The sequence below is a fragment of the Leptolyngbya sp. GB1-A1 genome (genome assembly GCF_039962475.1).
Taxonomy (GTDB): Bacteria; Cyanobacteriota; Cyanobacteriia; order Elainellales; family Elainellaceae; genus Leptolyngbya_A.
Window position 1 is genome coordinate 1 of sequence record NZ_JAMPLI010000098.1, and the last position, 8,775, is coordinate 8,775.

Sequence of the window (8,775 nt, forward strand, 5' to 3'; positions counted from 1 at the left end):
CTGAAAGTGTCTCCATCTCCGGTTGAGACAACACGGGCAGCCGTGCGATCTGGCGTAACAGTCTGAGCGATCGCAGCAGCCTTGGGGGTGGCAGGTGATGAAACAACAGGAGACGGGGCGATCGCTGATGTGGTTGTGGACGCGGAACCGGAAGCTGCCTGGGTCCCAGACGCAGAATTGATTGATGCAGGTGGTTGGGTACAGCTTACGAAAAGCATACCTGCCATCAATGCTACAAACTTAGTACGAAACTTCATTCTCCACCCCCTGTTTGTGAGGAATTGATTGAAAATGGGCAGGCAGAGTAGTGCCAGTCCGGTAAACACAACAGAATCAAAAAATTCTGAAGGCAACGATGCCAGAGCACACATGCCAAAAATGATCGCAAACAAGATGCTGATGATGCCTGACACTCCCTTTCCTGACTGTGCCGTTCCTGAGAGTGAGGAAGATTGTTCCTGGTCTATTTGTGGAGGAGCCTGTGCAGCAGGTGAGGCTATTCCGTCAGCCCATGCTCCGGGATTATCTGCTGGTTCTGGTGCAGTCGCAGCCTGAACAGGTGCAGCAGGAGCGATCGCTTCTGGTGGGTTTGTCTCGTTCGTGATCCATTGATCAATATCTGATTTTGCCTGATCCAGCCGCGCCAGCCACTGATCCAGCATCCGAGTGACTCGATCGTATGGCTCTAGCTGTTTCTCCTTGCTGCGCCGCAACTGGTTCTTAATCCTGGCATTTGCCTGCCCGGTTGCCTTTTTTCCTATCAATGCTTTAGAAATCTCAGACCCAACCGTCTTACCAACCTTGGCGGTCTCTGCTAAGAAAGTCGCCCTGATTTCTTTTTTGAGCGCATTCACATCTTTTTTGATCAGACGGATTTGCTTCTGCGCCTGGATGAGTCTGGATTTTAGCTGTTTTGCTTCTGCAACTGTGTTCCACTCCAGATTCAGCCGATCGCTCCGTGTTTCCGCCGCAGGCAGGTCGTTTCCTTCATTGCTGAACAGCGACAGAGCTTCAGAAAGCCTGCGCTCGAAATCTAAAACAGACATATATGCACCGTTGCTGGCTAGAATTTTGACGCGCCCTGTCTCCTTTAGAAAAGACAGGAAAGAATAATAAATTTGAATACAAGCGGACTCTTTAGCACTTTGGGGAGAGAAGCAATACCTGAATTACGTAAACACAGATAAGCGTTGCTCATTTTTCTTGCGGGTTGTGTCACTGGCTTTTGAGAATAGAGAATGTAAACCAGGAGCAAGTCCAATCCGCCTGTTGCTTGAACATTGCAGGAATAGAACAGCCTCAACAATTAGTTTCTGCGAGGGGACAGGTAATCAGTATCGTGCCCGATACGTCTGGTAAAGTCAGGTCCAATCTCCTGCCAGTAGGGTAAGACACCATTCACTGTAACTGACCCCTCATTCAAATCCTGCAACGAGAATTCAAGTGTGGGAAGAGACTGCCCAAGCTGGAGAACATCAAAATAATGTCTTCCTCCAATCCTTTCAACATGAATGACTTTCACCATAACTGTATTGTTTCGACCAAACGTATCGCATACATAGAATGCAGCATTTACGTCGATTACTCCTGGTTCTGTCACGTAAGCTGATTGCTCCTCCTCGCTGAAGCGACAGTTCCAGACGGTTGCTTCGGCAGACGGTAATGCTGCCCAGAGTAAGCCGTAGATGAAGGTGACAGCAGAAATCAGTTTCATCATTTCAGCAACTCTCTTACAACTGGATCGGCGACATCATATCGGCTTGAGGAATACTCAGGATTTTCGATTGTAATGACATCTCCATCATCCTGCGCGACCCACGTAAAATAGCTAATTCTTTCATAGGTTTTGCCAGTGGAAGAATCGCTCAAAGGCTCACCTGCTTGAGCATTTAATCGTGTAACTACACCGTCCTGCCAGGCAAAATGAGTAAACGCACCACGAATATTTCCACCTTCTACTACATAACAGGGCATTCGGGTGATGCTTCCACCGTTGTTATTGCCCCGATCATGGAAAGAACAAACGCCAAAGTAGGCTGCTGTTCCTGCCTGAGCTTTGAGTGCGCCAGTCAGAAGGGAGAGAATTGTGAGGGGAACAACGTATTGACTTATCTTTCTCATACAGACCGCTTTCTAATTAGCAGTACTCTTCTTTGCCGAGTACTCTTAACCCACAGATCTAGTTAGCCCATGCGCGGCATAAGTCTAACCTGACATACCAGCAGGAAAGGTGTTGCGAGAGCTTCCCAGAGTTTACAGGGGTTTCATAGGTCAGTTAAAAGTGTGAAGCTGAATACCTGCTTGTGAATTTTACTCTCAGTACGATTGTTTCCAGGCACTCCTCTCGATTCCCTAAGGAGCATCTCCCTCGTACTGTTGGGCAAATGCATCTTCATCTAATTCTAAAATTTCAACCGATCGGGTACGAACGCCAATTCTGTGCTCGATCAGCAGGTTGATCAGCTTTTCCCCGTTGATCAAAGTAATGGGCGCAGCCCCTCGCTCGACGGCTGCTGCCGTTGTTCCCTTGGAGAAGTCCCCTGTCGTAATGATGGTTCCTCGCACTGCATCAAACCGATGGAGGCAACCTCGCAGCGCATCCACTATAGGACGCTGAATATTGCCCCGCTGCCGCTTTGCCTGAACAACTTCGCGGACAGAGGTGATGCCCATCTCAATGTCAGCCCTCACGTCAATCCCCTTATCGTTCGAGGGGGCGGTGACCGTGACATTCTGATAGTTCATCGCTTCTAGAAGCTGCTTGATCAGATACTCAAACGCGATCGGGTCCATCGTCTCTAAAAGCTCTCCGATGCTGGCTTGAATGCTAGTCCTTTGTTTTTGTACCAGCGTGAAGATCTGCTGTAACTCGTTTGTATTATCGGTGTCTTCAGAGCCACCTGTTTGATTCAGGTATGCTAAACCCGCATCTGTAATGCTGTAGGTTGTGCCTGTCTTGGAAAGCAGGCTTCGCTCCAGCAAATTCTGCAATCGCCGACCCAGCGAATCCGTGATCGTGCTGTCACTTCCTAAGTGGGAATAGCGTTGCAGGTAATCTGCCCACTCTGGGACAAAATCTCCACGTCGCCCAGCACCCTTTTCCGCAACGATCGTCAGGATTTTGAGTAGCCCTTCGCCCTCATCAATCAGAGCAACTGCCTCTCCTTGCTCATACATCACAAAGTTCTGACCACGCTCTGTTAGGAGCATCTGCCCACTGTCGTTCTCTTCCAACAGTCCATAATTGGAGGCGAGCAACCAGTGCCCGTGGATATAGCGAGGATTAACTCTTCTCCCAGTTTTTCTCCAAATTGCCTCGGCTAACTGGCGATCTTCATCCTTTAGCCGTTGGGGAATCCAGCTATCAGGGTCAGTCCAATCGACGGGGGATTGAGGACTACCCCAAAAGGTGGTGATAGTGGAGCGCAATCCCGTAATTTGGGATCTGAACCATCCATTCCAAATTGGCAGCACAAGCCGTACTTCTGAATAGCTCGGAAAGTGGGGGATGCGAACTCGCTGGTTCTCATCAGTGTTGGAAGCTTTAAGCACTGGCACAGACTGCTCCAATCCCCAGATTCGCAGTCCGAACACCCCTGGCTTCACACGGAAAAATGGGCTGGTTTCTCCCTTCTGTTTGATATCTACCGCCAGTATCGCGTTGAGCGTTGCTTCCGGTGTCTTGCCATCAGTTTGAATTAATCCTCGCGCCAGTGCTCTCTTCGCAATCTCTCGGTAATGCAACGGCTCTCCAGCCTCTCGAAGAATAGTCAGGGTCGCTTCCGAAAAAGACATAGGAGCAGGATTCTCGCGTGGGTACAAGATTTTTTGGCTCTACCAGCACACTTAACCTTCCTAGTTGAATTGATTGTTTTCAACTGTTGAGGGGAACTGGAGGAGTCTGATAGGGACGAACAGGTATATTCAAGTAGTCATAGTGTGCCCATCATCTTCTAGCCTTACTCATGAATTTAGGAATGTCTCCCCAATACTGTGAAGACTTCCTAAATCTTTTTTGGAGTTTAAAGAACACAGGCAATTGCAGAGAGGCAGTAAACTGCTCAACGCTGATGATTGAGCGAAGCTGCTTCCCTGTTGCAATTGTTAGGATGCTGGAAGTCTTTTGATCAAACGTGATTTAACCAAATCAGCAACGTCAAGTGCAGCAAGGCAAGGGTGATAAACACATCATCTAGGTGAGGGAATTTTGAAGTGAGTTCAATTCAGTGGTACGAGCAGAATGCGGCTAATATCATCCCTGCCTATGAAAGCCTTCGAGCGGAGGAAGTTCACAGTTGGCTGTCTGGACTAATCCCCCATTCTTCTGCAGGGGAAACTGCTTCGCATTGCCCCAGCTTAATTCTGGACGTAGGAGCAGGCAGCGGTCGAGATGCAGCTTGGTTAGCAAGCCTGGGACATGAAGTCATTGCTGCTGAGCCTGCTGCCGCCATGCGAGAAGAAGGACAGCGACTTCATCCGGATGCCAGGATTCGCTGGACAGACGATTGCCTTCCAGCACTTCAACACGTTCACCGCCTGGGCATGGCGTTCGACTTTATCCTCCTGAGTGCGGTCTGGATGCATGTCCCTCCTGCGGAGCGATCGCGGGCATTTCGTAAAGTGATCACGTTGCTCAAACCGGGTGGGCTGCTGGCAATTACCCTGCGGCACGGGGTTGCCGAAGCAGAGCGGGAAATTTACGAGGTGACTTGGGAAGAGATTGAGCGGCTCGCACGGAATCATGGAGCCACGATCGTCCGCAAAGTGGAGGAGAGCGATCGGCTGGGGCGACCAGATGTATCCTGGACTCATGTCGCACTGACCCTCCCGGATGACGGTACAGGTGCGCTGCCGCTGCTGCGTCACATTATTCTCAACGACTCAAAATCCTCCACCTACAAGCTGGCACTCCTGCAAACGATTTGCCGGATGGCGGACAGCATGGCAGGAACGGCTCATCACCTGGACGACGAATCGGTCAGCGTTCCACTGGGTCTGGCTGCCCTCTACTGGATTCGACTATTCAAACCTCTACTGGAAGCTGATTTGCCTCAAACTCCAACCAATCGAGGAGTGCAGGGGTTAGGATTCGCCGGGGAAGGCTTTCGATCGCTGGGTAGCGTCTCCCACCTGGACTTACGAATTGGCACAAGATTTTCAGGGGCGACCGCCAGGGGATTACATCAGGCATTGAAAGAAGCCGCAAAGACGATCGCAGAAATGCCTGCCCACTACATGACCTACCCCAACGGCAGCCAGATACTCAAAGTCGTTCGGCACTCTCGACTGGTCACGCCAGCAGACATCGTAATTGACACAAGCTACCTTGAGAGTTTCGGGCAACTGCTCATTCCCAAAAACATCTGGTTAGCCCTGCTGCGCTTTGATGTCTGGGTTGAACCTGCCCTGATCGCCGAGTGGATTCGCCTGATGAAAGGCTACGCCAGCAGTCAGGGACGATCACTGAACGAAGCCGTGATCGCAGAGGCGATCGCCTGGTCAGACCCCAGCCGGGATGTTACCGCAGCCAGACAGCGGGCGATCGAACTGCTGTCGTTGAAGGATCTGTTCTGTGTCTGGAGTGGGAAACGGTTAACTGAGAAATCATTGGATATTGACCATTGTTTCCCCTGGTCAGCCTGGGCTTGTGATGACCTGTGGAATTTGATGCCCGCAGACCGGAAGGTGAATCAGCACCAAAAGCGCGATCGTCTGCCGGGTGCTGAAATTCTACGCTCTGCTCAGGAAAGGGTCCAGTCGTGGTGGGACGAGGCGTATCTTCAGGCTCCGAATCCACTGCTCCCTACTCGGTTCACCAGTGAAGCGCGTGCCAGTCTTCCGGGAGTGTTGAATGAGGCTGACTTATTGACTCTGGATGATCTCTTCACGGGTGTCATGATGCAGCGGGTGAGGCTGAAGCACGATCAGCAGGTGCCAGAGTGGTTGGGCTAGAACCTTCAAGCCTGTATAGTTCTGATCTTTCCACTAAATTCTTGTAGTCTTGCATTATTAGCATCGACTGATTTGCTTCAGAACCTTAAATTTATGCTAGATTTTCTAGTCAATAGTAGAAACGTTTGTTCTACTGGCGTTGAGATCTCTAATGATGCTCCCAGTCCCTTGGGGCGGGGTTATCCGGACATAAACCTTACAGCGGACTAATACTGCAAGCAGAGGGGGATGGACTCGTGATCAAATTCAAAAATCTCGCTTGGGTTCACACTCGACTCTCACAGGTATCCTGTCCTGCTAACCCATACTACAGCTAGCAATTTGAGTACAGATAATTGGATGAAGTTGTACTTTACATAAGATGCAATCCCTCATCAACCCTTGGCTGCTAACCATAAGAGAAATGAATAAATACCACTAAGATAAGAAAATAAATTCCATCCAGATCCAGACATCAATATGAGTACTAGATTAAGAATTAAGAGATTTAAAGGGATCTACGATGAGACTGTTTTTGAAGAATTTGATTTTGTAAATTACTTTGTTGGTGAAACTGGTAGTGGTAAAACAAGTGTGTTGAATGCAGTTTCATTTCTCAACGATGGGGTGAACTCAAGGCGTTTTTTTGGTCCAGAAAGTATAGTTACTTTTGAGTTCAACGGTAAAAGTCAATCTTTGCACTGGAATACCAACAATCCCAATAAAGCAGAACATAGAGGTGATTTAAGCCCCAACGTATTCATTTTTGCTGCTAACACCTCAAATGAAAAAGGTGCAAATGGAATTGCAGGTATGGGAAAATCGACAGATAGACTTACCGCAGGAAGTGCTAAAGACTTGGCAGAGTTAAACTCACTTCTCAGGGAAGCTAACCATAGTGGCTTAACAGCTAAAAAATATGTTGACCAGGATGATCCGTTCAATCAAGACAACGGTAGGCTTGTGTATGAAAGTGATCGTGGATATGTTGAACCATCTATGATTGCAGATGGGTTGACAGCATTGATCAATATCAGGAAAAGTCTACGAAGCTGGGCGAAAAACTTTACAGACTCAGCAAATATAATAATAATTGAAGAACCTGAAATCAGCTTGCATCCCAACCTTCAGAAGGAAATTCCGATAATCTTCAATGAGTTATTCCTGAGCCTAGCTCCAGAAATAGCAAGAAAAACATTCTTGCTTATATCCACGCACAGTCCTTTTATTATTAGCTCATCTGCAAAATTTAAAGAACAAAAAGTTTTTCCATTGCAAAATGGGAGTCCGATCAACTTCAACTTTAATGACCAAAGCTGGGTTGAAACGAACGTAAGCAGCGGCTACTCCGGTGCGAACTGTGCTTATGTAGTGAGTAAAATGTTAGGTGCTGAAGTAACTGATTTTGGCTATCCAGAAAACTATTGCATTCTGGAAGAATACTCGCTTCAAATAATCTTGGACGACGCGAGAAAAAAAGGAATTATTAAAAATATCCAATTTGTTTCAGCTTCAGGAACTTCCAGATCTGTCGATTTAGCAGAAACTATTTATGAGCTTGAAAAACTCAATACTTTAGTTAAGTGTAATCCTTACTATTTTGATAAATATCTTTTCGTAATTGATAGCGTGAAAAATATAAATGACGAAAGATTAAAAAAGAGATTGCTAGAAATTAGAAGCAGATTGGGAAGCAGATTTATAGAACTAAAATTACATTCACTTGAAGACTATTATCCGAATCTAGATGGAAATTTAGAAGCGTCAGCTAAAAGTGAAATTAGTGAGAACGAAAGAAAAAATAAAGGGGGTTCTAAAGCTAAATACGCAAAACTAATTTCTGAAAAAATTACAGATGAGCAAGATTTTTCCAGGCTTTTCAATGGAGAACTTGATGCTTTACTAAAAAGCAATTGAAGAAATGCTTCCGTTCGGGCTGAAAGCTTTACCAGTGCTCATCAAGTCAATTCTCAAATGCCTGCGGCTCGTTCTGCAATCGGATGGTAAGTAACTGTTGATGGTGACGTTCATTGACGCGGTGTTACCCTAATGAGCAGCAGAAATCATGCGCGATATTGGAGCTTATCAGGCAATGAATTTAGACGGGGGTGCTTCGGTCGCATTGACAAGCCGAGGCAGGGTTCTGTATCCAGCCGGGCGAAACCTGACGAACGTGATTGCGGTGTATGACAGCACTAATGCTGCTCCTGCCGCATTGCAGGATGCTTGGAGACAATTTCAGCAGGGCGAGCTTCGTCCAGAGTTACCGCGATAGGACAACCCAAACCCATGCTGCAATGATCACACTGCTGATCGCAACGGAGTAACGTTGAATGAAGCTCTTTTTAGCGACAAGCCAGAAATTTCCTTAAAATCGGGAAAAAGAAGGATTATTTGCCGGAGAATAGGCTTGTTGCTCCCTACTGTCCCTGCTGAAGAAAGGTTGCTGTCTGCCTATGAATTCTCAACAGCGCAATCGCGGTCGTATCCTAACCCCTGAGGGGCAACTGGTTGCGGGTTTTGCAAAAAGTTGATAGGAGAGATTGAATAGCAAGGCCAAATTGAGCCTTTAAAGGAACAGAACGATCGATTAGGATCGATTTCCTGCTACTCTTGCCCATATTTCTGACTTCAAAGCACGACAACTCTGGGTCTCTATTGCCGAGACCTCAAAAGGGATGAATGACGAATGGGTTAGCCCTGGCAAAAATGCCGCAGATTGATCAGAGTGTAAGCCAGAGTTTTCAAGGCATAGTGCAACTTGCTGATCCGCTCGAAGCGCAGCAATAAGCGCTTGAATTTATCCTCCCAAGCGAAGACTCACTCAATGGTGCGAAACCGTTC

General features: G+C 47.5%; 7 protein-coding genes. 3 read left to right on the top strand and 4 right to left on the bottom strand.

The window, feature by feature from the left end:
• The 4 genes from NDI45_RS30185 to NDI45_RS30200 form a co-directional block, all read right to left on the bottom strand.
• On the bottom strand, positions 1-1,046 hold a 1,046-nt coding region (locus NDI45_RS30185; RefSeq protein ID WP_348249993.1), incomplete at its 3' end, for an ORF6C domain-containing protein.
• Positions 1,047-1,306: 260 nt separating this feature from the next.
• A complete protein-coding gene (locus tag NDI45_RS30190) occupies positions 1,307-1,717 on the bottom strand; it encodes a hypothetical protein (RefSeq protein ID WP_348249994.1) in 411 nt (136 codons plus the stop codon).
• Entirely contained in the window at positions 1,714-2,121 is a 408-nt protein-coding gene (locus NDI45_RS30195) for a hypothetical protein (protein WP_348249995.1), read from the bottom strand. The genes NDI45_RS30190 and NDI45_RS30195 overlap by 4 nt, the downstream gene beginning before the upstream one ends.
• A gap of 231 nt (positions 2,122-2,352) precedes the next feature.
• On the bottom strand, positions 2,353-3,795 hold the full coding sequence (locus NDI45_RS30200) for a restriction endonuclease (RefSeq protein ID WP_348249996.1): 1,443 nt from the start codon (positions 3,793-3,795) through the stop codon (positions 2,353-2,355).
• A gap of 417 nt (positions 3,796-4,212) precedes the next feature.
• On the opposite strand from NDI45_RS30200, the gene NDI45_RS30205 reads away from it, so the two are divergent.
• The 3 genes from NDI45_RS30205 (at position 4,213) to NDI45_RS30215 (ending at position 8,206) form a co-directional block, all read left to right on the top strand.
• Entirely contained in the window at positions 4,213-5,952 is a 1,740-nt protein-coding gene (locus tag NDI45_RS30205) for a class I SAM-dependent methyltransferase (RefSeq protein ID WP_348249997.1), read from the top strand.
• A gap of 459 nt (positions 5,953-6,411) precedes the next feature.
• Positions 6,412-7,848, top strand: coding sequence for an AAA family ATPase (locus NDI45_RS30210; RefSeq protein ID WP_348249998.1), 1,437 nt, complete (start codon positions 6,412-6,414; stop codon positions 7,846-7,848).
• Between the two features lie 148 nt (positions 7,849-7,996).
• Positions 7,997-8,206, top strand: a complete 210-nt coding sequence (locus NDI45_RS30215) for a phosphodiester glycosidase family protein (protein WP_348249999.1) — start codon at positions 7,997-7,999, stop codon at positions 8,204-8,206.
• Positions 8,207-8,775: the final 569 nt, after the last annotated feature.